Source organism: Fimbriimonas ginsengisoli Gsoil 348 (genome assembly GCF_000724625.1).
Classification (GTDB): Bacteria; Armatimonadota; Fimbriimonadia; order Fimbriimonadales; family Fimbriimonadaceae; genus Fimbriimonas; species Fimbriimonas ginsengisoli.
This window is the reverse complement of sequence record NZ_CP007139.1, coordinates 3,696,593-3,721,478: the sequence shown is the minus strand read 5'-3', so window position 1 is coordinate 3,721,478 and position 24,886 is coordinate 3,696,593. Positions and strand designations below refer to the sequence as shown.

Sequence of the window (24,886 nt, the reverse complement as noted above, 5' to 3'; positions counted from 1 at the left end):
TAATAGCCTGTAGTGGCGTAGGATAAGGAAATGACGCACTCCATGAGCCTAACAGCGCACGTAGGCGCAGATCAGGAGGTCACGATCCTCCTTCCTTCCGCCGTTCCGGAGGGCGATGTCGAGTTGTTTGTAATAGCGGTTCCCAACGTAGCGTCCTCGGCGATCTCATGAAATCCGACCTCGAAGGCATCTGGTCAGACTTCCCTGCAGAAATGGACCCAACCGAAATTTCTGCCCAAATTCGCGAGAGAGCATGGACTCGCAACTTGGACGTACGAGTGCCCTATTCGCGCGCATGATGAGCGTCACTCCTCGTCATCGCTAAAAGGTTCGTCACCCACTCCCGAAGATACATAGCCCGACCCCGCGCTGGGACCGCCGAAGAGTTCTTCTACTTCCATCGAGCTGACAAGCACCTCGCGCGGCCGGGGGCCGTCGCGAGGGCCGACGATGGAGCGCTCTTCCATCATGTCCAAGAGGCGAGAGGCTCTCTGGAAGCCGATCGAAAACTTGCGCTGGAGCATCGAGGTCGAGGCTTGGCCCCGGTCGGCCACCCAGCGAACCGCCTCTTCCCAGAACGGATCGGCTTCCTCGCCGAAGTCTCCCCCTTCCTTCTTGGCGTCGGCCACCCCCTCCTCGATCGGCTGCAGCACGTACGCCGGCTTCTCTTGCGCCCGCCAGAACTTGCACACCGCGTCGATCTCTTTCTCGCTTACGTAGCAACCCTGCACCCGCTGGGGCTTGTTGGCGTCGATGGGCGAATAGAGCATGTCTCCCCGGCCGATGAGCGCCTCCGCCCCCTTCTGGTCGAGAATCGTGCGCGAGTCGATGTGCGAAGCTACCGAGAAGGCAATCCGCGACGGAATGTTCGCCTTGATGAGGCCGGTGATAACGTCGACGCTGGGACGCTGCGTCGCGAGCACCATATGGATACCCACGGCGCGGGCGAGCTGCGCAAGGCGGACGATGACGGTCTCCACCTCGGCGCGGTGCTGGATCATCAGGTCGGCAAGCTCGTCGATGATGACGACGATGTACGGAAGCTTGTCTTGGAAGCTCGCCTTCGCGTTCCACCCATCGATGTTCCGGACCCCCTCCTGAGAAAACATGTCGTAGCGCCGGTCCATCTCCCGCCAGACGGCGCGAAGCACGCCCGCCGCCTCCTTGGTGTCTTTGATGACCGGGCACATCAGGTGCGGAATGTGATCGAACAGGGTGAGCTCGACCCGCTTAGGGTCGATCATGACCAAGCGGACATCCTTGGGGGTGTTCCGCATCAGCAAGCTCGTGATAAGCGTCGCCAGACCGATCGACTTGCCGGAATTCGTCGCGCCTCCAATCAGCAGGTGCGGCATCTTCGTGAGATCGGCGTATTTGTTCACCCCGCTTACGTCTTTGCCGAGCGCCACGCAGAGTCGGGAAGGATGGTTACGGAAAACCGGGTCGTCGCAAAGCTCCCGCAACGTAACCACCGACGGAGTCTCGTTAGGCACCTCGACCCCGATGGCCGCTTTGCCCGGGATCGGGGCCTCGACGCGCACCTGCGAGGCGGCGAGATCCATCGCGATATTCTCGGCGAGCGCGGTGATGCGCGCGACTCGGATACCCGGGCCAAGCTGAATCTCGTATCGGGTGACCGTCGGCCCATTGGCGACCTCTACGACCGTTGCCTCGATTCCAAACTGCTCCAGTGTTCCTTCCAGGGTCTCGATGTTCTTCTGCATCTCGGCCTGGGCTCGCTTCGGATTGAGCAGCGCCTCGGCAAGCAGGTTCATTGGCGGAAGTTGGTATCCCTCCTTCGGCGTGCCGACATCGCCGGCGAGCGTCGGCTCGCTGACCTGGGTAGTTCCCCGCCCCGCCTTCGTCTTCCGGGGCTCCTCTTCCTGGTGCCTTGCGATCGCCTCCGGCTCGGGATCCGGATCTTCCATAACGATCGAACGGGCTTTCTTCGAGGGTATTTGGGTCTCGTCGGCGAGCCCCTCGGCGATCCCTTTCCGGATCGCCTTCACGCGTTCCTCCGGCGTCTGAGTGGAGAGCGACTTGGGAATACGGGCGCGCTCCAAAGTCCGCTGCTTGACCGTGACCGCCTTGGCGTGGGTGTTCGCGAGCATCGTCCGGATCGGCACATCGACGCTCAGCACCAAGCCGACGATGCCGATCGCGATCAGCCCGATCGACATCCCCGCCCCAAACATCGCGTGGAACGCGGCGGCAAGGAGTCCGCCGACGATCCCTCCACTGCCCCGCATAAGCTCGCTGTCGAGGTACGTGCCTCGCCCGTAACTCGCCATGAATCCAAGGATCGTGAGAAAGATCAGTCCGAGACCCCAAGCGAGGTGCGAAAGCGCAGGGCCACGCCCTTTAAGGAAGGTGACTCCGCAGAGGATCGCGATTGGCGGCACCACCCATGCGCCGCGGCCGAAAAGGAACGAGAAGCAAGCGTAAAGCGCATGCCCCACAAAGCCGGAGTTGCTCGTGAATAGCGACACGAGCACCAGTAGTGCGAACGCGAGCATGAGAATGCCCGCAATGTCCCAAGAGCGGTGCGACGACGCTTTCGATCCTTTTGGACCGTTCGCTGCCGGCTTCGCCTTGGCCTTCCCCGCCTGCCGAGCGCTGACCTTCATCCTGACCTGAACCCCTGACCCGATCCTTGGGTCGACATCAGTATATCAATACGGAAGCGAGACGCTAAGGCTGCATCTTGCGAAAAAGAACGGAAAGTGCCCGCGACCGATCGATCGCGGGCTAATTCGGGCCACAACGTCGGAGCCCGAAACGCGGCCTCAAGATAGCCGCAAAGAAGATATTCAGGCTACGTAGTGGCGGTTCGCCCAGGCATCCGCGTTGGCGGCGGCTTCGTCGCGAGTCCAACCGTACTTCTCCTGGAGTTTGCCGACGAGCTGATCTTTATTGCCTGCGATCTGCTCGAATTCGTCATCGGTGACCTTGCCCCACTCCTCGCGGAACTTGCCCTTCAACTGCTTCCAGTTTCCTTTCACAACGTCCCAATTCATCGTGTTCTCCTTTGGCAATCGCGCAAGTTAGCCCCTTGCCAATTGTTTTGACTAAGGTCGACCGACTGGCGTTCGCAGGGTCCTAGATCGTCTCTCCCGAGCCGAAATTCTCGGCTGAAATCGCGCTGCTTTCGATATCCAATAAACGCAAGGAAGGTGATAGACTGCGGTCGATGTCGCCGATCGGTCTCACTGACCCGTCGAGGCTCGCATCGCTCTTGTCGAGCCTAGAAAACGGGCGTTTGAAAACTTTGGACCCTCGAGTCGATCTCGAGTTGATCCGAATGCTACTGCTTGTCTCGAACAAGGGTCCCAATCGCTATCCGGCCCTTCATGCGAGCTTGGAATCGGCCGCCCAAACCGGCCCAACTGCTTCGGATGCGAGAGACGTAGCCTCCATCACCTCTATCGGCCTCGACCCCGTCGGCCGCGCCACCGCCTCGGGGTTTCACCAGACCATCGGAGGCTCGCTGATTGCCGGCGTCTCGCTCTTCGTGTTCGACGACGGCAGTTCGGAGATCCTGGCCCTCGGGGTGGTGACCCAGGTTTGCAGCGAGACGGCGTTCGTCGTCGCTCCGCCGGCGAAGCGGCCGCTGACCGACCGCTTGCGAGGGCTTCTCTTTTATCATTCTCAGAACTCGCCGACCGAAACGCCCCGCTTCGGAGTGCTCGCTCATACGCCGAAAGACCTTTCGCCCCTTCCTTTGCCCGACCCGAAGGATCTCACCACCCTCCCGCACGGAGTCGCCGAGGGCTCGCACATTACGCTCGCCGATGGACGGCATGAGCTGATCGAAACGATCCTTCCCGGCGCCCGGCTGGCCAGCGGGCGAGCCGGAGTCTCCTTCGAAGTCGTTAGCCGGTCGACCCACCTGATCGACTGGGTCGGCGGCTGCTACCGGATCAAGACCCATACCAACCGGACGCTCCATGCCGGAAGCGACCACCCCGTCCTCACCTCGGCAGGCCCGGTGATCGCCAAAGATCTTAAATCCGGAGACGAGATCCTCTCCCAAGAAGGCCCCGCCTGGGTCTTGAGCGCCGTTCCCAAAGAGAGCCCGTACCCTTTTCACGACCTGATTCTCGCGGAGCGTAGCGGAGAGACGCCAACCTTTATCGCCAACGGCTTCATCGTAGGCGACGAGACTCTTGCACTGTCCCAGCACCAGCAGATCTCCTACTCCGCCGAGTACATGCTCCCCCGCCTGCCCGAGAGCATGCACCCCGACTACTTGGCCGCCCTGGCAGACTCTAAGCGACACCCTCACGCTTAAATCCTATGTTGCTTCGATTTACCAAGGCCAGTCATTCGGAGCGCCCTCACACGCTCACATGTGCAAGGGATGACGGCTCGACCGCTGGCCAACGCTCCACCGATTTCTTCGTCTATCACGACCTCACTCACTACGCGGTGGAGACCGAGCTGGGGCTTGCGGATGCATTCTACGGGCTCATTAATCGAGGCTGGGACTTTTCCAGCTTCGAAGAGCGGGACCCTGGCTCGCGGAAGTCACGATCGCTTCCACCCCAAGCCTATTTCGCGGAGATCGTGGTGGGAGCTTTCGATTTGGAACGAGCCGCCGGCCGAATCCCCAACGAGGACCTTCTCGCGCACATCGAGTCGTCGTGCTCGGCAAGCAATCTGGAAATACCCCCGCTCGATGTCGATAGCTTGGAGCGGATCAGGCTGCATCGAAACGAGTTGTTCAAACAATGGGCGGCGATCGCTCCGGGCGAGGAGCTGCGGCTCACCCTGTAACACGCGTCCACGTCCCCATGAATCGGCTATAAATGGAGGGTGCTGACCGCCGTCATTGCGACGATCTCCGTCGCCCAGTCCTTGCTTCCCGCCAAGTGGTACGGCCCTGTGAGCGCTACCTTCAACGTAGAGTTCGACGGCAACCCGTACGACCCGGCGGAGAACGATGTCCGGGTGAAGTTCCTGCCGTCAAAAGGGGAGGCGATCGAGAGGCTGGCCTACTTCGACGGGCACGGGGCGTGGAAGGCGACGCTCGTCGCGCCTATCGCCGGCAAGTACCAGGCGACCCTATATCGAAACGGCCGGAAGTCGTCCGAGCCGGCCGAGGAAGGGGTCATCGAAGCGCTCGAACCACTCAAAGAAGGGTTTATCCATCCCGACACGGCCGCCAAGAATCGGTTCCGGCGCGACACCGGCCAGCCTTACTATCCCCTCGGCTTCGACCTCGGATGGCAAAACGCCAACTTCCTGCCGATGACCGAGCAAATCGCCAAGATGGGCAAGAACGGCGTCAACTGGACCCGGATCTGGTCCACGAGCTGGGACGGGCGAAATCCTTGGTGGCCGCAGGGGGACGATTTCAGTCCCACCAATCAACTCTGGGTACCTGCCCTGGACAAGTGGCAAACCCTTGAAGATGCCTGCGATTCAAATCGAGTCAACTTCCAATTCGTCCTCTTCAACCACGGAAGCTTCAGCAGCAAGGTCAATCCGAACTGGCCCGACCACCCGTGGAATGCTAAAAAAGGCGGCTTCCTCAAGGACGCCGCCGATTTCTTCACCGATGCCGAGGCGAAGCGGCGAACCAAGATGTGGCTGCGATACGCGGTCGCCCGATATGGAGCATCGCCCCACCTGATGTCTTGGGAGCTATTCAACGAAGTCGAGTGGGTAGACGCCCGCTACGCGAACCGATGGGGCGACATCTCCGCCTGGCACAAGGAGATGGCGGAGTACCTGCGGAGCATCGACCCATACCACCACATGGTGACCACCAGCTCGGCGATGGACCAGCCCGCCCTTTGGGCGGCCATGGACTATGTTCAGCCCCACACCTACCCCTCCAGTGTGCTCGCGGCGATCTACGGGGCCGATCTGCCCAAAGACAAGCCGGGTTTCTTCGGTGAGTTCGGTTCCGGAGACGGAGCAGGAGACCCTCACAAGGTAGTGCGGGACGGCATGTACGGAGCCATGCTCGCCAATCAGGCGGGCACCGGCATGTTTTGGTATTGGGATGCGGTCGAAAATTCCAACCTCTATCCCGACTTCGCGACCGCCGCGAAAATAGTGGAAGCGAGCGGGCTCGCCGACCATCCCACCGCCCGAAAGCTCGACTTGGCCATCTCCACCGCTGGATCGGCCGACCTGACGTTCGCGCCTGGCGGCGGCTGGGAAGCCACGAAGCGAACCCGCTTAGCCCTCCCCCAAGAAGCCGGACCCGCCTTCGTGAGCGGCATCTCTTCCTATTTGCAGGGAACGAATCATCGCGACATGTTCCCCCAACCCCTGAGCCTAACGTTTACCGCCCCAAAACCGGGCCGGCTTCGACTGACTACAACCGGCACGAGCAAAGGAGGCGCGGCCCTTAAGATCACGATTAACGGAAAGGTAGAGGTCAACGAGAACTTCCCTCCCGCTTCCGAGGACGGCCCTGGCCGAACCTTCGAAGCCCCCTATCCCGCCGGCCCCGTCACGGTTGAGATCGCCAACGATGGCCCCGATTGGGTCCGAGTCGGCAGCGTCACGATCACCGGCGCGGGCGCTCAGGCGAGCGCGATGGGATTGGGGGAGAGCGACTGGCTGCTGCTCCGGTTCTTGCGAGCCGACGGCGTGTCGCAACCGGTCACCGCGTCCGTCGCCGGGATTTCCTTATCCGACGGCGACTATGACGTCACAACTTTCGACGTGGCAAGCGGGGCCGAGAAGACAGAGCGAAAAGCAGTCAAAGGATTCAAGCTGGTGGATTGGCCGATCAGCGGTCCTGATCAGGTTCTAGTCTTCAAACGGCGCTAATTGAGCCGGCCGGATAACCGAGAATCGCCGATGCCACATCGATCGCCCGACGAGCCTCGAGCACGTCGTGGGCGCGGATAATCCTCGCTCCCTGAGCCTGGGCGAGGACTTGAGCGGCCAAGGTCCCCGGCAATCGCTCCTCGACCGGTAACACGCCGGTCCCGCTGAATTTGCCAAGAAAGCTCTTTCGGCTGACCCCGACCAGAACCGGATAGCCGGTCTCGACCAGTTTATCGAGGTTACGGAGCAGCGCCAGGTTGTGCTCGACGGTCTTACCGAAGCCGATCCCGGGATCGAGCCAAATCTTCTCCCGCTTCACCCCGGCGGCCTCCGCTTGGTGGGCCGCGCCTAACAGAAACTCCCGCACCTCCGAGACGACGTCCTCGTAGGCGGGCGACTCCTGCATCGTCCTCGGCTCCCCCTTCATGTGCATCAGACACACCGTGCACTCGGCCCCGGCGCAGATTTCACGCATCTCGGGCTCACGAAGAGCGGTTACATCGTTGATCACCCGCGCCCCCGCCGCCAGCGCCCGGCGAGCGACCTCCGGTTTCATCGTGTCGACCGACACCTGGATTCCCCCCGCCGAAAGTTCCTCCACCACCGGCAGAACTCGGCGCAGCTCGTCGTCTAAAGACACCGGCTCCGCCCGCGGGCGGGTCGATTCCCCGCCCACGTCGATGAGGTCCGCCCCATCCTCGATCATTTGAAGAGCAAACCGAACGGCGTCGCTCGCGTTTTGGTACCGGCCGCCATCGCTGAAGGAGTCTGGCGTGACATTCAGTATCCCCATCAAGAGCAGCTTCATTCCGCTTTCGTCCCGCAGATATCCAAGCCTAGGAGGTGGTCGTCTGGAATCTTCTCTCGACAGATCCACCAAAGAAACGAAGGTAGGCAAGGCCGCCTCTCCTGAGCCAGCCTCGAAGAGGCGACATCCACCAGCCCAGGGCGTAAGCCCTGGGTAGAGGCGACCCAGTCCTTCCAGCCCCGAAGGAAGCGAAGCCTCTGGTTCTGAGCATGATGCGTGGTCCTCACTTCACAGGGGTCGCCTGGATATCCACGAGGACGAGACACTTCTGATCGGGAAAAGGACGTCGGCAGAAAGAGGCCTCCATCGCTGAGACAGAATCGCGAGTGGCTTACACCAAGGGTGTGGACCACTCCTAACACCTGTCCGCTGGCCGCAAACGGTTTCACCGAATCCTTTGCACGATTCCCACATCGACCCCCTGCCCACCCCCGGTCTGGTGGCAGTGGACCGCGAAGACGTTCCTTCCGGGTCGTAGCTGCGCGGCGAAGGAACCAAGCGGAATGTCGTCGTAAGCGCTTACCCACCCGCTCTCACGGGCGATCTGGACGCCGTTCAGATACACCTCGGCATCTTCGTCGTGGTACAGACGAAGGTAGAGCTCGCCCGTGGGAAGCGCGGAGAGGGTGAACTCCCGGCGAATCCAGATGTCCGGCGTGTTCCACTCGGTGCGCACCACCGCTCCCGGCGTCCCGTTCGTACCGAACCCACCGGGACCGGTGCTCCACGAAGAGGCGTCGAACGTTGGCGCGAACCAACCCTGGGCCGGCCGCTGAAGCGTGTAGCTCCAAATCAGCCCACTCTTCTCCGAGGTCGGAACGATCGGTCGAAATACGGGAGGCTTGGGCAGCGGCGCCCAACCGCCGACGCGAGTCGTATTTCGACCCGCCCACTTCTTCCACATCGCCCCGTCGTAAAGCATCTTCAGGAAGACGCCCCCCACGACCGGGCGCGAATGCATCCCCACGTGATGCCCGTTCGACGTGTCGTACAGGTCCCCCATCGGCACGCGATTGGGCGACTCGTTTAGATAACGGAAAACCGGGTCGGCGATCGCATCGAAGTCGGCTCGGCTGCCCGTCAAACAAGCACTCCAAAGGCTCCAGTCGACCTTCGCCTTCACGCCCCCCTCCCGCGAATCCAGAGCGACTCCGTATGGATTTGCGATCTTACGGTAGAAGGCGACCTCCTTCCGAATCGCGGCCGCCGGAAATAGATTGAAGCCGAGAATCCGGTCCCAAACCAGGTTGTACTTCTGGCTCCAGCTACCCGGCTTGTCGAAAGCGAGCCGGAAGTGGTCGCCATCGTTCGCCTCCCGAACCCAGCGCGTGGCGAACGACTGGGCTAGCCCGCGATACTCCGCCCCCTTCTTCCTCAATCCGCCGTGCCCCCGCTCCTTCGACCGCACGTCGCAGAGATACCCATAGGAAGCGAGGCCGAGGGTCGCTTTCACCGACAGGTTGGTGTTGTGGGCGAGGTGGCCCATGAAGTCGTCGGTGCTGAGCTGATTCTCCGGATCGAACCCCTTCGCCCGCAGGTACTCGGCCCAGCGAGTCAGCGTCGGCCAATACTTAGCGGCGAAACTCGCGTTCCCCTCCATCTTGGCAAGGGCGGCTACAAGGATCAGCATATTGCCGGTTTCCTCAACCGGCATCTGGTCGTCCTCCGTCCGCTCTCCGCCTCCATAAACCTGCCCATTCGCCTTCGGATAGGTGCCCAGGTCATGGGGAGCGAACGGCCACTTCCAGCGGGGCGAGCTGGCGTAGTCGAGGTTCGACACCACCATCGCCTTCGTCAGCGCCGGACCGAACAGAAGAAACTGCGGCGCCATCGGGAAGATCACGTCGACTGTCCCGATACACCCGTTGCTGGTGTTCTCCTTGGGAAAGAGAAGCGGCTGCCCATTCGCGTCCGCGGCGATCTTATTGCCCGCCAGACACTGGCGGTAAGCGAGCGCCCCCATCAAGGCGTACTTCTCGCCCCCAGCCTTACGCAGGTCGGCCATCAGCTCGCCGTCGAACCGCTCGCAACGCGCTTTTAGGCTGCCGTATTCCTTAGCCGATGTCGTCAGCAGCTTCGCCGCGTCCATCCCATTGCGCCGCCAGAACGGGCGGAGGTTCTGATGGAAATACTGGATGCTGTACAGATCGTCATAGGCGAGCACCACCCACCGAGACTTGGGCGCGGCGGACACCGCCCCCAGGTCGAAAGTGAACGCGGCCGGCCTCGGCTGCAGCGATCGGGAGCCGCCCGGGACCACCCGCTTACCGCTCTGAGCGAACGCCCCTGCCGAGTCCACGGTGAGCGCCATCTGAAGATCGGGAACCGTAGGCGTGGCCGTATAGAGGTAACCCCAGTCGATCCTCCGGTCGTCACCCGTTTTCCCTAATATGTGCTGATCCACGGCGCCAACCTTCCCCGCCGCCAGGCCAGGAATCTTGACCACGCTCGCCGCCCATTTTTGCCCAGGCTGGTCAATGGCGATCTCGGGAGCCGCGTCGAAGTAAAGCTGAACCTTGTGCCGTTTTCGGTCCACCGACCGGACATCCCAAGTTAGATAAGTCACCGGCCGGGACAACACGCTTAGATCGTCGGGCAGCGCCGGGGTCATAAAGGTCAGAGCAACGGCGACGCCTCGCCCCTGAAACTTATAGATCGATCGCGTGGGCAGTACCTGAACGCTCCGCTGATCCAAAGCCGGCACGTCCGGACTGGTACCCATGATCCGGTAAGCCCGCCCGTCGATGCGGATCATGCTCGTCAGCGCGTGAGTCGCGCCGGTCCAGTGGGTGGTCGGAACGTCCGTTAAGCGATTGGCCCGGGACCAGATGCTGAAGTAAGGATCGCAAGCGACCAGCGGCACCGCCGGCGGTCGAATCTGAGTGGCGAGTAGAGAGGCGAGAAGCGGTGCAGCCAGCATTGACGCTGCCTATGCTACCGGAGCATCCCCATCACTAGCTCAGGAATCCAACACCGTCGTATCGATGCCGTCGATGAATGCAATACCTTGGACGACCAGCCTTTTTAGCGCCAAATCGTTGGTCAGAAACAAGTCCACCCCGGCCGTCGAAGCAGTGGCAAGGTGCATCGCATCTGCGGACTTTATTTTGTACTGGGCTCGGACATCGGCGAAACGATGAGTCTGCTGATAGTCGAAAGGCAGAACTTGAACTGAAGGGCTTCGAAAGAACGATTCGATTCTGCCCTCCATTCCGGCATCGCCGAGCTTTCGAGGGAGTACGAGCAGCTCACCCAGAGCGATCACGCTGGTAACCAGCGTGTCACCCCGTTCGGCCATTCGCTCCACGATTCGATCGACTCGCGATCCGTATTGCGGATGCTTCTCCAGCCAATAGGCAAAGAGCATCGTGTCCCAGTAGATACGGCTCATCAGCGATCGAAGCTCTCACGCATTTCACGGTGCCAAGCGTCGGCTCCGCCAACCTTTTCGTATGCTTCTTCTCCCGCTCCCAGAAGCGATTCGAATGATGATTTCGGCGTCCGCCCGCTTAGAATGCTGTACGTGAACTGTGTCGAAGTGCTTTGGGACGGGCCCTCCCTTTCCTCCAGTCGAACCCCATACTGTTGCTGAAACTTAACCGAGGAAAGGGCTGAGCAGACGCTAGGCGTACGATTTTCTAGCCGCAGCTCGCGAACGATATCGCCCGCACGAATCTTTACGCGCTCCTCTCCAAGACGCCGGGCCAGCTCGATGTACGAGCCCGCGGCCCTTCTAATTTTATCTGCTCCGCTTTCCATATGTACATCATACAATACATAACATACATGAGCTAAGCTTTACATTTACAGCGCTGCGATGATCGCGTCCGTGTACTCGGCAGTCCCTGCCGTCCCGCCCAAATCGCGGGTCACATGCTTCCCCTCTCCGGCAACCTTCAGAACCGCGCGTCCGATCCGCTTGGCGGTGTCGTTCTCGCCGATGTGGCGCAGCATCATAAGCGCGCTGAAAAGGAGGGCCGTCGGGTTCGCGATTCCCTTTCCGGCAATGTCGGGAGCCGAACCGTGGACCGCCTCGAACACCGCGCATTTCTCTCCAATGTTCGCCCCCGCAGCAAGTCCTAGCCCGCCTACGAGGCCAGCGCACAGGTCGCTGACGATGTCGCCGTAGAGGTTCTCGGTGACGATGGCGTCGAATCGCTCGGGGTGGGTCACGAGCTGCATGCAGCAATTGTCGACGATGATGTCCTCGGCGTGGATGTCCGGGTATTCCTTGGCGACCTTGTAGAACTCTTCGAGGAACATCCCGTCGGTGAGCTTCATGATGTTCGCCTTGTGGACGGCCGCCAGCTTCTTACGCCCCTGCTTTCGAACCATGTCGAAGGCGTAACGGTGCAGCCGGTTGCTTCCGGGACGAGTGATCACCTTGACCGCCTGCGCCATGTCCGGGTGGGGCTGGAACTCGATACCGGCGTACAGGTCTTCGGTGTTCTCCCGAACGATGATCAGGTCGATCTTGAAGTCCTCGAAAGGTCCCTTTACGCCCGGAATCGAGCGGGTCGGGCGGACGTTGGCAAACAAATCTAGCGCCTTTCGGAGCGCCACATTCGCGGAGACATGTCCACCCCCGACCGGAGTCGTCGTAGGACTCTTGAGGGCGATGCCAATCTCGCGGATCGCCTCGACCGTCTCGGGAGGCATCGCCGGGAGCCCCTTCTCCACTGCGCTCAAACCGGCTTCGAGGTTCACGTAGTCGGCGGTGAAGCCGCCGGCTTCGAGAATGGTGAGGGTCGCGTCCATAATCTCGGGGCCGATCCCGTCCCCTCGGATAATCGCGATGCGTCGTTGAGACATCGATCACAGTTTGGCATCTTGAGGACCTATTGGTCGTAGAATTGCCGTAACGAACGGGGACGGTTCAACGTCCAGGGAAAGTAGAGGCTCAATTTAGATGACAAGAAGCTATTGGAAGATCATTAGCGCGACCGCGACGCTTGCGTTGCTCACGGCCCTCGCGATGCCGCAGTCGGGTCCCATCGGCAAGCGCGGCGGCAGCGGTGGTGGCGGCAGCAGCTCGGGGGGCGGCGGCGGTTCTCGCGGCGGGGGCAGCGGAAGTGGCGGCGGCCACTCGTCCGGAGGCGGGAGCAGCAATTCCGGCGGCGGAAGCAGCAATTCTGGTGGCGGTCAGCGTGAGGATCGCGGCGGCAGCCGGGGAGGCTCCCGCAGCGGCGGAGACTCTGGCGGCGGCTACGGCGGCGGAAGCCAAGGCGGCGGTGGCCCCATATTTAGCGGAGGCGGTGGCGGAACCCGCAGTGGTGGCGACCAAGGCGGTGGCGGAATCGTCATTAGCGGCGACCAAGACGGCGGCACGCGCCGACGGCACGATTCGCGCAGCGGCCGGGTCCAGTACGGCACCAACGACAACGCCTACATCCACGGCCGGTCCGGCCCAGTGCGTATCGACCGCGCCCCGGTCATCATCAACAATGGACAGCTCCAGCGACGCGTCGGCCAAAACGAGCGCGGCGTCGGCATCGTCCGCGGCGGCTACCGATATGGCTACTACCACTATCGGCGTGACTGGCAAGACGACTGGTTCTGCTACCCCTACTACGCGTTCGATCCGTTCCGCTTCGACCGGTGCGTAACTTCGCCGTGGTACTACTACGTCTCCTGCCCGCCTTACCTCAACTACTCGCGGGTCACCATTGTCAACGTCTATCCGACCAGCAACTGGTCCGGAGACAATTACGACTGGCGTCCGATCGATCAGTACGACCGGAATGCCCGGTATGAGGACCTGGACTACGCGATCGAAGATATCGTGGACGTCTTCCAGAACGGCAGCCGTCGCTCCCTGGATAGGCTCGTCCCCCGCCGCGGTTCGGTGAACATCTACACCGAGGGTAACTACAGCTACTCGCTTGGCGCGGACGACTTCTACGACCTGTACCAAGACGGTATGGAGAACGTTAACACCGTTCGATACCAAATTGTCGACGTGCAGCGAGACCGCAACGGCAACGCCCGCGTCCTCGCCCGCCACGAGTTCATCGACCCGTGGAACCAGCGCCAGACCGTGTGGCACACCTACTACCTTCAGCGCGAGCGCCGAGACTACGTCATCCGAGAGTTCGGCACAAGCTACTACCGCCAAGGCTGGTAGTCCTGCTTAGCTAACGCAAAAGGCCGTGTCCCAGCAGGGGCACGGCCTTTTCAACGTCTTATCTAAGCCGTAATGTAAGCAGCCCTAGCCCTCTCCTCCGCCGTGCGATGTTGGGGCCTGACATTCCCCCCAAGTACCAAGAACCGTCACCTAGATCGGCAAATGAAATGCACGGCAACCGTCCGGAGGTCTTCCTCCGTGGCCTGGCGAAACTTCAGAGCAAGGCGCGAGCGGTCCAACCCCACGAGGGCGGTTTGGAACTCCTCCGGTCTCTCGGCGTACTTTTCCGCGGGCAGGATGCGTCGTCGCATTTCCACCACTTCGAATCCGACCCGCTCGATAGCAAGACGTATCTGCGCCGGAAGCATGCGGTTGTGGTAGCCGAGCCGGTGCCCGAAAAGAAGGTTATAGGCCGGATCCGAGAACCGGAGATGGTTCAAGAACGGCAGGCGCTTATCCGCGTGAAACAGGTGGTCGCGTAGGTCGAACACGCTCGACATCCATCCTCCCGGCCGCAGAACCGTTCGCGAGTGAGCCAGAAAGTCGTTCAGCTCATTGGGGCGAAAGTGTTCGAGGACTCCTCCGGTGAGGAGAAGATCCGCTGAACCGAATTCGAGGGAAGGAAGGACCCGGCCGGTTTTCCGCCACTCACCGCCGAGCCCCTCCACCAGGCGGGCGGAGCCGGCCCCCTGAAGCGACCGCAGCTTTTCGTATCGCTCCTCCGGCACGTGCAACGACCCAAATTTTTGGCGCAAGCCGAACTCGATCGCTTTCCCCGAGTACTGCTCTTCCAATTCCCCATCCCACATCGTCACCACGCCCCCGCGTCCGGTCAGCAGGTACATCAGCACGAACGGATAGGGCGTCCAGCCACCGTCGTGCATCCAAATCTGTTTCCCTTCGAGCTCAATCCCGTGCCGCGTCCACGTCTCTACGTAACCTGGCCAAGCGCGCGACAGCTTGTCGATGTGGGAGCCCTGCGTCCCCATTCGTCCCCTCGTAAGCTGCCGGTAAAGGTGCGGCCCACCTGGCAGGCGGCCAAACGCCGCCTGAATCGTGCCTTTGACTATCGCTCGCATTGTGCAGCCTCTACACCGGTCGTCGGCTCGTACAGGCACTTGGCGACGTTATGCGCCACCTCTTCCGTCGACACAAGGCGTTCGGCGTCCCACGCCCGGCGACCCACGCGATTCTCGCGTATCCAAACTTCCCCCTCTCGGCGCATCTCCGTCTCCATTTCAAAGATCTCGAACCGCTTTGCGAGCGGTGTGACGGTTTGGACCCGGCCGACGAGATGGCCGTCCTCGATCGTCATACCAAGGCGGATCGGCTGGTCGAGCATGTTGCGAAAACGGAGATCCCTCATGGGAAAGAACACGGTAGCTCCACATCCGAAAGGGACGGTGCGGCCGGAGTCTGGAAACAGGTCGAACCCATGCCGATGACGTTCCACGATCTCCGCGCCCGACAGGAGCGCCAAAACGTAGAGAAGATTCGAGACCTGGCAGCACCCTCCTCCTATGCCCGGCTTTAACGACCCGTCTTGGAGCTCGGCCCCCTTCACGAATCCACGCCGCCGGCTGGGCATCCCGACGGCGTGGTGGTAAGAGAAGACGGCTCCAGACGGAATGGTGAGCCCGTCCACTAACTGAGCGGCCAGCCCCACGTTCGTTTCTTTGCCTCGCTGAAGCTCCTCGGCGTACGTCGTGCCGGCCCTCCGCAAGGGCGACCGATGCTCGGCAACCAACCAGAGAGATTCGCTGGCTTCTGACTTCGGAAACCGGAACTGCTCCGCTTCCCTCCGCCACACTCCCATGCTGCGTCCACGGGCCACCGCAACCCGCAATGAAAACGGCACGATCCTCCGAAGAAGCCCGCGGAAACCGGTGGCTGTCAACCCGCCCAAGGCAACCTTTCCTTCGTTGTCAGCCGGGTTAATCATGGGCTACGGTATCCCACTTTCATTAACGCGCATCGTGAGAAAAAGATTCAGAACCGTTAACCTCATCTCCTCGATGAGGGTGCCCCACTGCTCAGGCCACAAATTTCGTCACTCCCACAAAACTCGGAACCGGATAATGCTCGGATTGACCGAGTCGTGGAACAACGTGTTGTGCTGCTTCACCATCCGGGTCGCGTCCTTAATTGGCTCGCCGGTACCTAGGTTTCGCGAGAACATCGGGAAGCCGGTGGGGGCGATCATTAGGCCGAACCGGTGTCCCGGCTTAAATTCGTGAGCGGTATCCCAAGGCTTGATCTTGGCGAAATAGGTGCGGCCCGGAGTCAGCGGACGGGGGCGGTCGAAACCGCCGATGTACGACGCTCGCAGCTTGCCGCTTTGTCCGATCACCCGCAGAACCCCTTTCTCGTCCACATCCAGGAGCGCAACGATGAAGTCCGTGTCCCGCGCCGATGTCTTAAAGCGCAGCTCGACTTCAAACGGCCCCGTGATCGCCGTCGCTCGGACCATCGGGTCGCTATAGAAGCTCACCAGATCTTTCCCATCGCTGCGATCCAGCTTGGTACTCGCCTTGGAGGGGTCGACCTTCATGATCGCGGGCGGAATCACCGCGACCGACGGGTCGTACGTGTACTCGGTGGGCTTTTGGTGCGCCGCCGGCTTGGCGAGAAGCCGCCCCTTGCCATGAAGGCCATTGGCCGGACCTTCCGAGCTCAGGAATAAGGTTCTTACCGATGCGGCCGGACTCGGCCAGTCCGGAAGCTTCACCCAATGATTGGCGCCGGTTACGAATGCCTGGACCTTCGGGATCTTGTCGATTCCGACGTCCTTGTGCTTGAGCCAGGTATCGAACCAGCGGATGTAGAGCGTGTCGAGATCGATCATCGCCGAGTCCCCGTAGTCGGTATCGCCCAGCTTGGTCGAAGAATTGAAGAAGTGAGTCCAAGGACCATAGATCAGCCACTGGTTCTTCCGGCCAAGCTTTCGCATCGCCTCCCAGTTCATGTTCGTCCCGATTTCGTCTCCATCCCACCATCCGGAGATGTGCAGCGCTGGAATCTTCACGTCCTTCAGCTCGCCGTAGAAATTCCAGCCGTCCCAATCTTTGAGCGACGTGCGCTCGAGCCACTTATCGAAGAAAGGCACGTCGTATCCGAGCGTCGCGTCGTCGGCCTTGGAAAGCGGAAGCGTCTTGAAACCGTTCGGATTCGGCAGCGAGGCAAGCACGGTCGACATGTCGGAGTTCTTGTTCCGCACAATCTTCCCCCACCAGATGTCGCCATACAGGAAGAAGATGCCGTTGTCGTACGGCAGGTTGTGCATCGCGTCGAGCGGAGGTGAAACCTGGGGCACGATGCACTTCAGCGCCGGATGGTGGGATGCCGCCGCCGCCCACTGAACGAACCCATCGTAGCTTCCGCCGATCATTCCGATGTTGCCATCGCACCACGGCTGCTTGGCGATCCAGTCGAGCGCGTCGTACCCGTCCTTCAGCTCGTGGACGAACGGGTCCCATTCGCCGCCGCTGTCGGTCCTTCCTCGGCAATCTTGGGCCACATAGGCATAACCTCGCCGGACGTAGAAGTCGGCCCCGGCTGCCGGGGTCGCACGGTCATAAGGCGTCCGCTCGAAGACGACCGGGAACCGCCCCTCCCCTTCCGGGACATAAACCTCCTGTACCAGCTCGACTCCGTCCCGGGTCTTCATCCGCTGAGTCGGCAGGTGGCGTACCTTGTAGGTCGGTGCGCTGAGCTCGGGGTACGTGGCAAACGGGTCGGTGTAGATTCCGCTCCAGCCGTCGGCGACCATCCGTAGCTTCTGCCCGGGAACGTCCATCCCCACCACCGTGCCGTCGGAGCTCATGCCGAACTCCGCCGTCGCCATTCCGAACTCGACTCGAAAGAACCGGACCTTACCGTTCGGAAAAGTCCGCTCTTGAAGGGGAGTCACTTTCGGGGTCAAGGGACCGCCGGAATCCACGAGGAAAGCGGTGATCGATTGGGTTTCCTTCTTATCGAAGTCGGCCGCTTTCAGAAGCGACGCGGTGAGTTGAGGGTGAAGGTTGCCGAAGTAAACCGCCGGCGGCGAGTAAGGCGCGGTCACTTCCTTTCCATTGGGAGGAATGGCGGTCATCTTGCCGTCCTTTACGGAGATTTTCACCTTGGTAGGCCCCTGAACGAGGTCCACAACGTAGCTCATCAACTTGTCGCCGACGAACTGCCCTTCGATCTTGCTCGCGATCTTCGCCGAACCGACGGCAAGGGAGGTCACGGTCGAAAACCCACCGTCCGCCCGCTTGGTATAAGTGTTCTCCCCCGAGGGAGTGCCGTTAAACAAGATCGTCATGTGGACGGTCGTGCCGGTTTGGGCGAACGACGAAGCCGCCAGCAGAAGCGTGGCGGTCAATGCAACAGTTCTCATTAGAATTTCAGTAGCGGGGAGCGTTGTTTGGGTGACTTGCGACGACAGGGTAACGGAAGTGGGCCGTGATTCGCCACCGATCTAGCACGTCCTCTTCGACGGTTTGGGCGAGATTGTGAATGACCAGCGGGCGCCCCCTCGGTCCGATCCGATCCGAAATAACCCCGCAATGGTCGAGGCCGTTCGGCAGCTTCCAATAAACGAGATCGCCGGGTCGCCAGCCGGCAAGGAACCTCGGCTCCGTCGAGGTGGAAACCGGCCTCCCGTACTTGGAGAAGAAATAGATCTGATTGGGTACCCGCCGGTGATCGATGTTCGTGTCGCGGTGGGCCTCCACCCGAGGATAATGCCGCCCGCGCCGCGCCATATCGTCGTGAATCAAAACCTGCAGATCGCGCGCTACATAACGTAGCGCACGGATAACGACATCGACGCACGCCCCTTTCGCGGGCGGAACGTCCCCTCCCGGATACGGGATCCGGATGTAGTCCGGACAATACGCAGCCGGAGACACAAGTTGGAGCTTTGCCCCTTCGACTACGGTCTTAGGGGACTTCCAGGTCAGCAACACAAAAAGGTTGGGCAACATTAAAGATCCAAGCGTTCAAAACGCCACTGGCAATACGAAACCGCACGTCCAAGCGCTGCATCGAACCCCACGGCAATTATTTCTCCACGCGGCGCACACCCAACGATAAATCGCCATGCGAAGCCAGCTCATACGGACCGCGGGTCTCCAGACCGGCTTCCCCTACGTCCGAAGGACGTGTAGCCGCAGGTTGGCTCGTACCTGCGCTTGGTGTACCTTCGGTACGACAAGATCATCGGCGAGGCGCCGACGCTACGCCGAAGCCGTGTAGCCGGCACCTACGCGTGCCGCCCGCTGTACTCAAAGAACCGCAAGAAAATCCGGGCGGCACAATCCAAACCCGAAGTCCTGCACCTGCCGGGAATTTGCTCACGTACACGCAATACCAGCAAATCTACTTGATTCCCCCCAAGGCTCGGCAACGAAAAGACGGCGCCGTTACGTCATCAACCGAGACCAGGAGTTTTTGCGCCTCCGGTTCCTCAATCCCTTGTATATTTATCGACGATTGCCGGCAGGAGCGGAGCTCCCCGGGAGGTTTCGAAACCGAATGAGTAGAACTCGATTTTGTCTAACCGTAGCTTTAGGTGCGACCCTCGCGGGCATCGCCTCCGCCGGCACGGCCGCGTACGTACCCGGCCAAATCCTTGTCAAGTTTAAGGCCGACTCGCTCTCGGCCCGTGGCGTCGCTCACGCCGCCATCGCGGCCAGCGTCTCCAGCGAAAATGCCCGCCTCGGCTATCAAGTCGTTCAGTTGCCGAAGAGTCTTTCGGTGGAAGCGGCGATGAAGTACTACCGCGCCCTTCCCGGCGTCCAGTACGCCGAGCCGAACTACATCGCCTACGCGACCTTCACCCCGAACGATCCTCAGTACAACAAGCAGTACGCCCACCCGCGCATCAATTCGCCCGCGGCATGGGATCTGAGCTTCGGCTCGTCCTCCGTCAAGATCGCCATCATCGACACTGGCGTCGATTACAACCACGAGGATCTCGCCGGCAAGGTCATCAAAGGCAAGGACTTTGTCAACAACGACGACGATCCGATGGACGACAACGGGCACGGCACCCACTGCTCGGGCATCGCCGCCGCCAAAACGAACAACGGAGTCGGCGTGGCCGGCATCGGCTTCAACTGCACCATCCTCGCCGAGAAGGTGCTAGGCGCCAACGGTAGCGGCTCGGTCGACGGAATTGCCAAGGCGATCGTCGACGCGACCGATCGCGGCGTCGACGTTATTTCGATGAGCATCGGCGGCCCCGATTCTCAGCCGGAGCACGACGCGATCGACGCCGCCTGGAATAAGGGCATCGTGGTCGTCGCCGCCGCCGGTAACTCGAACACCAATTCCAAGTCGTACCCCGGCGCTTACGAGAACGCCATCGGCGTCGGCGCAAGCGACCAAAACGACAAGAAGGCCGATTTCAGCAACTTCGGCGCCGACTGGGTCGATGTGGCCGCGCCCGGTGTCGACATCCTGAGCTCGCTTCCCGGCAACAAATATGGCCTGGAGAGCGGCACCTCGATGGCCTGTCCGCTGGTGGCCGGTCTGGTCGGATTGATGAAGTCGTACGGCCCGAACACGAGCGGAGCCGACCTGCGAAAGATCCTGGAAGCCAACACCGACAACATCGGAACGTGGATCGCCAAGGGCCGCATCAACGCCTTCAAGGCGCTAAGCGCGATCATCAAGCCGGTCGAGTCTGAGTTCAACGTCAAGACCATCGGCGTCTACGCCAACCAGGGAACCAACCTCACCGGTTCGCCCGCTGCCCTCGCTAAAGCCGACGTCAACACGGTTACGCTGAGCAGCACCAACCAGCCAAACGTGGGCACCGTCGCGGCGCTTACCACCGGTCTGCTGTTCACCGCCGATCCGGCGAAGGTTCGCAGCTCGTCCATGCTTATCGAGGGCTCGACGCTCCAAGGCGTGACCCTTCAGGTCTACCTCCGGAACTTCAACACGGGAGCCTACGACCTGGTCAAAGCATTCTCGGCGACCGGCGCTTCGCAGACGTTCGAGTTCCCGCTGACCAAGCTCTCCTCCTATGTGAGCGGAACGACGGTCAACGCGATCATCCGCGGATTCCGATCCTCCTCTAGCCGAGGTCTCATGCCGTTCAAGCTAACGCTCGACGTCGTAAAGATCAAGGCCTCGGTCAATCCCTAGTCCCCGCCCAACGACCATCTCGACTCCCCACCTGGCTCGCCGCCAGGTGGGGAGTCTTGTTTTTGGCTTTTCCAAGCAGCCATTGTCTGACTCCCGCCCTCCTTGAGCCCGGATCTTCGGAAATTAGCCCCCGGATTGGAGACACGAGAACGAAGGATCCCTTAGAGAGAATCCTTTCGCGCCAAAGAATCCGTCGCATTGGATGCTTCACAAATCGGGACGGCTAATCGTCAACGGTGCGCCCAAAGGCAAGCCCTGGGCCAGCCCCAAGGGGGCGATGTCTCAAAGCGAAGGGCGCAGCGGAGCGGAGCCCTGGTAGCGAGGCCGACCAACCCTCCGAGCCCTGAAAGCGGCGACATCCCCTTACGAAAAACCGTAACCCCCGAACTCACTACCAGCAAGCCAAGGCCGTCGGCAAGTAACCTAACGTCCATGAAGCTTCACGAGTACCAGTCGAAGGAACTGCTCTCAAAATATGGGGTGCCGGTGCCCGCGGGAGATGTCACCACCGATCCGGCGGAGGCGAGATCGATCGCCGAGCGGCTGGGCGGAAACGTCGTCGTCAAAGCCCAAGTCCTAATGGGCGGCCGTGGAAAGGCTGGCGGCGTGAAGCTGTTCACCAACGCCGCCGATGCGGGCAACTTCGCGAAAGACCTCATCGGTACGAGACTGATTTCCAATCAGAACCCCACCGGCATGGTCGTCGACAAGGTGCTCGTCGCCGAGACGATCGACATCGCGCAGGAATTCTACGTCGCGGTGCTGCTCGACCGGAACATCCAAAAGAACATCGTCATGATCTCCGCCGAAGGAGGCATGGAAATCGAGGACGTCGCCGTCGAAAAGCCGGAGGCGATCGTCCGTATCCCGATCGACCCCGCCTGGGGACTCTGCGACTTCGAGCTGCGGAAGGCCGTCAAGGACGCCAAGATTCCGCGCGCCGCGCAAGGCCAGATGGTCGCGATGATCAAGGCACTGGCGAAAGCCTACGTCGAAGCCGACGCCGACATGATCGAGATCAACCCGTGCGCGTTGACGCCCGATAACAAGCTGATCGCCGCCGATGCCAAGGTCTCGATCGACGAAAACGCTCTCTTCCGTCACAAGCAGTACGCGGCGACCAGCGCAGATAGCGCGGACGATCCCATCGAAGCCGAAGCCCAAAAGCGTGGGATTGCCTACGTCAGCCTGGGAGGCGACATCGGCATCATGGGGAACGGCGCCGGCCTCGTCATGCAGTCGCTCGACGAAATTAACGCCGCGGGCGGCAGGCCAGCCAATTTCCTCGACGTCGGTGGCGGCGCGCAGGCAGACCGGGTCCGGAACTGCGTCGAAATCATCCTCATGGACACCAAGGTCAAAGGGCTCTTCATCAACATCTTCGGCGGAATCACCCGTGTGGACGAAGTTGCCAAGGGGGTTCTCGCTGCGCTCGACCAGATCGAGGTCAACATCCCGATCGTCGCCCGAATCGAAGGAACCGCCGTCGAAGAAGGACGCAAGATCCTCGAAGGAAGCAAGGTTCAAGCCGCCGCTACCGTCCAGGAAGCCGCAAAGATGATCGTCGCCCTCGCTCACGCTTAGCCGCGTTGGTTAGAGGAGACGCAAAAAGCCCCCGACGCTTGGGGGCTTTTCTGTTCGTAAAGGGTGACCTTTACTTCTTCTTCTTGGTGGCAACCGTCTTGGCCGCCTTCGCCTTGGCCGGGGCTGCCTTGGCGGCTACCTTCTTGACGGCCGCCTTGGCCTTGGTCTTCGCCTTAGCCTTGGTCACCGCGGGCTTGGTCGCGTGCGCCTTCATCTTGGATCCCTGGGCGAACCCGGAAACGGTGAGAGCGGAAACAGCGACAGCAACGAAAATGGTTTGAATCTTCATCTCAATATCCTCATGAAGCAAATGGCGCTTCAAAAGGTACGTAACAATTTTCGCCGGCATTTCGCTTCCCTCCGCCGAACGCTGAGTGAAGACTTCCTTCGTTTCATAGGCAAACCCCAGTAATTCGCCTAACCATCGGAAAGTGACACGCGCGGCGCGCCCGTGTGTATCCATGGGCGGCCCGCCCATGAGGCGAACATACGGTCGCCCGGAGCCTCGTTTTTGTACACCCCAACCAGTGTACAAAACTGTACAAAAACTGAGGGGCATCTGGGAATGCTTCCGTCCGCTCGACGGGCCCCGCAGGTATCCTCTCAGGTTCCTATGGGATTCGTTCAGCGTACAAAGACGTGTGGCGAGCTTCGAGCCGCGCACGCAGGAGAACAGGTTAGCCTCAACGGATGGGCGCACCGGGTCAGAGACCTGGGCGGCGTGCTTTTCGTCGATCTGCGGGACCGTACCGGTCTCGTTCAACTTACGCTTGATCCGAATCTATTTCCCAATCGAAACGAGATCCGTAGCGAGAGCTGCCTGAGCGTTACCGGCGAAGTTCGCGAGCGAGCCGAAGGCACAAAAAACCCCCGCATGTCGACCGGCGACATCGAAGTGATCGTCACCAGTTACAGCATCCTCGGCCCCGCCAAGCCGTTGCCGTTCCCGGTGAGCGATGAAGACCAGATGCAAAGCGTGAACGAGGAGTTGCGCGTCAAGCATCGATACCTCGACCTGCGCCGCCCCTCGATGTACCGCCGCCTCGCCCTGCGCGCCGCCGCGATGCGGATGTCGCGGGCTTACCTCGACAAAGAAGGGTTTCTCGAAATCGAGACTCCGATCATCACCAAGAGCACGCCGGAAGGCGCTCGCGATTACCTGGTGCCGTTCCGAAACGAGCCCGGCAAGTGGTACGCCCTCCCCCAGAGCCCGCAGCAGTACAAGCAGCTCCTGATGGTCTCCGGCGTCGAGCGGTACTACCAGATGGCGCGTTGCTTCCGCGACGAATCGTCGCGCGCGGACCGCCAACCGGAGTTCACCCAGATCGACCTCGAAATGTCGTTCATTCGCCAGGAGGACGTGCTCCAGGTTGCGGAGGGAATGACCCGGTCCGTAATCAATGGCCTCATCGAAGAGTTCGAGCTGGACAAGGAGCCGGTAGGGGCATTCGACCGGATTACCTACGACGAGGCGATGCACCTGTATGGCTGCGACAAACCCGACATGCGTTTCGGTTTGCAGCTCTTCGATGCCACCGAGCTCTTCCGCGATACCGAGTTTGCCGTTTTCAAGAACGTCATCGAGTCGGGTGGCTTTATTCGCGGCGTCCGCTATCCCGCCGGAGCGAAGCTCTCCCGAAAGGAAGTCGGAGCGCTCGAAGAGTTTGCGAAAGAGTTCGGAGCTAAGGGGCTCGGAACGGTGATGGTCGAGGAAACCCTTCGCGGCTCTCTCGCCAAGTTCGTCACGCCGGAGATGGCGGTCGAGCTGCGAAAGCTAACCCGAGCCGAAGACGGAGACCTCCTCTTGTTCGTCGCCGACGAATACGCGGCGACGAACAACGTGCTGTACCGGCTTCGTCTGGAGATCGGCGATCGGCTGGGGCTGCGAGACCCGCGCATCCTCAAATACATCTGGGTGCTCGACTTCCCGCTCGTCGAGTGGGACGCCGACGGTAACCGCTGGTCGTCGATGCACCACCCATTCACGATGCCGCGAGAGGAAGACCTCGTGCACCTGGAGACCGATCCCGCCCGGATTCGTGCCGAGGCGTACGACATGGTATGCAACGGAACCGAGGCGGCAGGCGGATCGATCCGGATCCACCGCTCGGATATCCAAGCGCGGATCTTCTCAATGCTCGGCATCGACGAAAGAACCCAGCAGGACCGTTTCGGCCACATCCTCGAAGCGTTCTCCTTCGGTGCCCCCCCGCACGGCGGCATCGCCTGGGGATTCGACCGTTTCGCAATGCTCCTGACCGATACGGAGAACATCCGCGAAGTCATGGCCTTTCCGAAAGTAGCCAACGGCTACGACCCGCTAATGGACGCCCCCAGCACCGTAGACGCCCAGCAGTGGGCGGAGCTGGGTCTACGGCTGAGTTAGGCGTTATCAGCGTGAACATGCCGAAGCTGTCATCCATTGGAAGCAGCGCTGAAAG

18 protein-coding genes are annotated in these 24,886 nt (G+C 61.0%); 7 read left to right on the top strand and 11 right to left on the bottom strand.

What is annotated here, in order from left to right; translation table 11 throughout:
- Nucleotides 1–305: 305 nt before the first annotated feature.
- Both OP10G_RS16675 and OP10G_RS16670 read right to left on the bottom strand, forming a co-directional pair.
- Nucleotides 306–2,627, bottom strand: coding sequence for an FtsK/SpoIIIE family DNA translocase (locus OP10G_RS16675; RefSeq protein WP_025229302.1), 2,322 nt, complete (start codon nt 2,625–2,627; stop codon nt 306–308).
- Between the two features lie 183 nt (nt 2,628–2,810).
- On the bottom strand, nt 2,811–3,035 hold the full coding sequence (locus OP10G_RS16670) for a CsbD family protein (protein ID WP_227624958.1): 225 nt from the start codon (nt 3,033–3,035) through the stop codon (nt 2,811–2,813).
- Between the two features lie 224 nt (nt 3,036–3,259).
- Between OP10G_RS16670 and OP10G_RS16665 the strand changes: the two genes are divergently transcribed.
- Genes OP10G_RS16665 through OP10G_RS16655 form a run of 3 tightly spaced genes read left to right on the top strand, consistent with a single transcriptional unit; the run spans nt 3,260 to nt 6,789 of the window.
- A complete protein-coding gene (locus OP10G_RS16665; protein ID WP_144241202.1) occupies nt 3,260–4,291 on the top strand; it encodes a Hint domain-containing protein in 1,032 nt (343 codons plus the stop codon).
- A 5-nt stretch (nt 4,292–4,296) separates the two neighbouring features.
- Nucleotides 4,297–4,776 (top strand): hypothetical protein, encoded by a 480-nt coding sequence (locus OP10G_RS16660; RefSeq protein ID WP_025229305.1) that lies wholly within the window; start codon nt 4,297–4,299, stop codon nt 4,774–4,776.
- 39 nt (nt 4,777–4,815) lie between these two features.
- Nucleotides 4,816–6,789 (top strand): glycoside hydrolase 5 family protein, encoded by a 1,974-nt coding sequence (locus OP10G_RS16655; protein ID WP_025229306.1) that lies wholly within the window; start codon nt 4,816–4,818, stop codon nt 6,787–6,789.
- Here OP10G_RS16655 and folP read toward each other — a convergent pair.
- The 4 genes from folP to OP10G_RS16630 all read right to left on the bottom strand — a co-directional run bounded on the left by folP (nt 6,776) and on the right by OP10G_RS16630 (nt 12,409).
- Entirely contained in the window at nt 6,776–7,597 is an 822-nt protein-coding gene (gene folP, locus OP10G_RS16650) for a dihydropteroate synthase (protein ID WP_025229307.1), read from the bottom strand. The genes OP10G_RS16655 and folP overlap by 14 nt on opposite strands.
- 385 nt (nt 7,598–7,982) lie before the next feature.
- Complete coding sequence (locus tag OP10G_RS16645; protein ID WP_025229308.1) at nt 7,983–10,517, bottom strand: glutaminase family protein; 2,535 nt, start codon at nt 10,515–10,517, stop codon at nt 7,983–7,985.
- Between the two features lie 39 nt (nt 10,518–10,556).
- Nucleotides 10,557–10,988, bottom strand: a complete 432-nt coding sequence (locus OP10G_RS16640) for a type II toxin-antitoxin system VapC family toxin (protein WP_025229309.1) — start codon at nt 10,986–10,988, stop codon at nt 10,557–10,559.
- Nucleotides 10,989–11,401: 413 nt separating this feature from the next.
- Nucleotides 11,402–12,409, bottom strand: a complete 1,008-nt coding sequence (locus tag OP10G_RS16630) for an isocitrate/isopropylmalate dehydrogenase family protein (protein WP_025229311.1) — start codon at nt 12,407–12,409, stop codon at nt 11,402–11,404.
- A gap of 97 nt (nt 12,410–12,506) precedes the next feature.
- Here OP10G_RS16630 and OP10G_RS26955 point away from each other — a divergent pair, with 97 nt between their 5' ends.
- Complete coding sequence (locus OP10G_RS26955) at nt 12,507–13,721, top strand: hypothetical protein (protein ID WP_025229312.1); 1,215 nt, start codon at nt 12,507–12,509, stop codon at nt 13,719–13,721.
- 146 nt (nt 13,722–13,867) lie between these two features.
- Here OP10G_RS26955 and OP10G_RS16620 read toward each other — a convergent pair whose 3' ends face one another.
- From OP10G_RS16620 to OP10G_RS16605, 4 genes are all read right to left on the bottom strand, one after another.
- Entirely contained in the window at nt 13,868–14,800 is a 933-nt protein-coding gene (locus OP10G_RS16620) for a class I SAM-dependent methyltransferase (RefSeq protein ID WP_025229313.1), read from the bottom strand.
- On the bottom strand, nt 14,788–15,663 hold the full coding sequence (locus OP10G_RS16615) for a VanW family protein (RefSeq protein ID WP_025229314.1): 876 nt from the start codon (nt 15,661–15,663) through the stop codon (nt 14,788–14,790). Before OP10G_RS16615 ends, OP10G_RS16620 begins: the two co-directional genes overlap by 13 nt.
- Nucleotides 15,664–15,771: 108 nt before the next feature.
- Nucleotides 15,772–18,102 (bottom strand): CocE/NonD family hydrolase, encoded by a 2,331-nt coding sequence (locus tag OP10G_RS16610; RefSeq protein WP_084179421.1) that lies wholly within the window; start codon nt 18,100–18,102, stop codon nt 15,772–15,774.
- 7 nt (nt 18,103–18,109) lie between these two features.
- Nucleotides 18,110–18,691: a DUF1287 domain-containing protein gene (locus OP10G_RS16605; RefSeq protein WP_025229316.1), complete on the bottom strand. Its 582-nt coding sequence runs from the start codon at nt 18,689–18,691 to the stop codon at nt 18,110–18,112.
- Between the two features lie 550 nt (nt 18,692–19,241).
- On the opposite strand from OP10G_RS16605, the gene OP10G_RS16600 reads away from it, so the two are divergent.
- Nucleotides 19,242–20,861: a S8 family peptidase gene (locus tag OP10G_RS16600; RefSeq protein ID WP_025229317.1), complete on the top strand. Its 1,620-nt coding sequence runs from the start codon at nt 19,242–19,244 to the stop codon at nt 20,859–20,861.
- A 432-nt stretch (nt 20,862–21,293) separates the two neighbouring features.
- Nucleotides 21,294–22,445, top strand: coding sequence for an ADP-forming succinate--CoA ligase subunit beta (gene sucC, locus OP10G_RS16595; protein ID WP_025229318.1), 1,152 nt, complete (start codon nt 21,294–21,296; stop codon nt 22,443–22,445).
- 70 nt (nt 22,446–22,515) lie between these two features.
- Here the strand turns inward: sucC and OP10G_RS26405 are convergent, their stop codons facing one another.
- Nucleotides 22,516–22,734: a hypothetical protein gene (locus OP10G_RS26405; RefSeq protein WP_144241201.1), complete on the bottom strand. Its 219-nt coding sequence runs from the start codon at nt 22,732–22,734 to the stop codon at nt 22,516–22,518.
- 324 nt (nt 22,735–23,058) lie between these two features.
- On the opposite strand from OP10G_RS26405, the gene aspS reads away from it, so the two are divergent.
- Nucleotides 23,059–24,831, top strand: coding sequence for an aspartate--tRNA ligase (aspS, locus tag OP10G_RS16585; protein ID WP_025229320.1), 1,773 nt, complete (start codon nt 23,059–23,061; stop codon nt 24,829–24,831).
- Nucleotides 24,832–24,886: the final 55 nt, after the last annotated feature.